This window comes from Paraburkholderia ginsengiterrae (assembly GCF_001645125.1).
In the GTDB taxonomy this organism is placed as follows: Bacteria; Pseudomonadota; Gammaproteobacteria; order Burkholderiales; family Burkholderiaceae; genus Paraburkholderia; species Paraburkholderia ginsengiterrae.
Genome location: NZ_LXKA01000013.1, coordinates 1 through 1,382, shown reverse-complemented (window position 1 = coordinate 1,382; position 1,382 = coordinate 1). Strand labels below are relative to the sequence as shown.

Sequence of the window (1,382 nt, the reverse complement as noted above, 5' to 3'; positions counted from 1 at the left end):
GGGAGTGTCCGAATTTTTGTGTGCAAGGCAGGTAAAAGCCTGCCGGATGGCAGGCCATCAAATGCATTTTATGAGTGGTTTCTTGTGAAGCGGTCCTCGTAGAGGATCGCGAACTGGTTCATCGCCGCTTTCCAGTCGTGGGCTGCGCGGCTCCAGTCGGCAGTGATATTGCGTAGTGCCAGCCAGAGCAGTTTGGTCGCGGCATCGTCACCCGGGAAGTGGCCACGCGTCTTGACGATCTTGCGCAATTGAGCGTTCACGCTTTCGATGGCGTTGGTCGTGTAGATCACCTTGCGCACCGCCGGCGGAAATGCAAAGAACGGGATCACGCGATCCCAGGCCCGGCGCCAGGCGGCCACCACGGTCGGGAATTTCTCGCCCCACTCACCCTGTTCGAACGCGTTCAGTTCTGCCTCGGCGGCTTCGGCGCCCGCCGCCGTATAGATCGGCTTGATGGCGGCAGCCAGTGCCCGGCGGTCCTTCCAGCTCGCATAGTCCAGCGAGTTGCGGATCAGGTGCACGATGCAGGTCTGCAGCGTGGTCGCTGGAAACACCGCGCCCAGCGCCTCAGGCATGCCCTTCAGACCGTCGGTGACTGCGATCAGGATGTCCTGCACCCCCCGCGTTCGGAGGTCGCTGAACACCTTCATCCAGAACTTCGCGCCCTCGGTGTTCTCGATCCATAGTCCCAGAATGTCGCGCGTGCCGTCGGGCAGGATGCCCAGCGCCAGATAGATCGCCTTGTTGCGCACCAGCCCTTCCTCGCGGATCTTGACGCGCAGCGCATCGAAGAACACCACCGGGTACATCGGCTCAAGCGGGCGGGCCTGCCAGGCGGTGACCTCGTCCATCACGGCATCGGTCACCGAACTGATGAACTCCGGCGACACCTCCGTGCCGTACTGCTCGGCCAGGAACCCCTGGATGTCGCGCACCGTCATGCCGCGCGCGTACATCGCGATGATCTTGTCGTCAAAGCCTGTAAAGCGCCGTTCGTGTTTGGGGATCAGGATGGGCGCAAAGCTACCGTCGCGGTCGCGCGGAATCTCCAGACGCAGTGGACCGTCGTCGGTCAGCACGGTCTTGCCGCTGCTGCCATTGCGCTGGTTGGTCGCGTCTTCGGGGCGCTCAGCCCCGGACGGATAGCCCAGATGGTGTCCGAGCTCGGCGCCCAGTGCCCGTTCGATCAGCGCCTTCTTGAACGCGGCTGAGGCGGCGTGCACCGCCTCGGCCGTCATCGGCCCCTTCACGAACTGGTCGATCAGTTCCTTCGGAATGGACGGCAAGGCCGTCTGGGCCTTGGGCGCCGCTTTGGGTTTGCGTGGCATACATGCTCCTTGAGCTACATGTTATGCCTTGAACACAAAATTTATGACAGGCCC

At 62.6% G+C, this 1,382-nt stretch carries 1 protein-coding gene; it reads right to left on the bottom strand.

The window, feature by feature from the left end:
* Nucleotides 1–68: 68 nt before the first annotated feature.
* Complete coding sequence (locus A6V37_RS01020; protein ID WP_064272055.1) at nucleotides 69–1,328, bottom strand: IS256 family transposase; 1,260 nt, start codon at nucleotides 1,326–1,328, stop codon at nucleotides 69–71.
* Nucleotides 1,329–1,382: the final 54 nt, after the last annotated feature.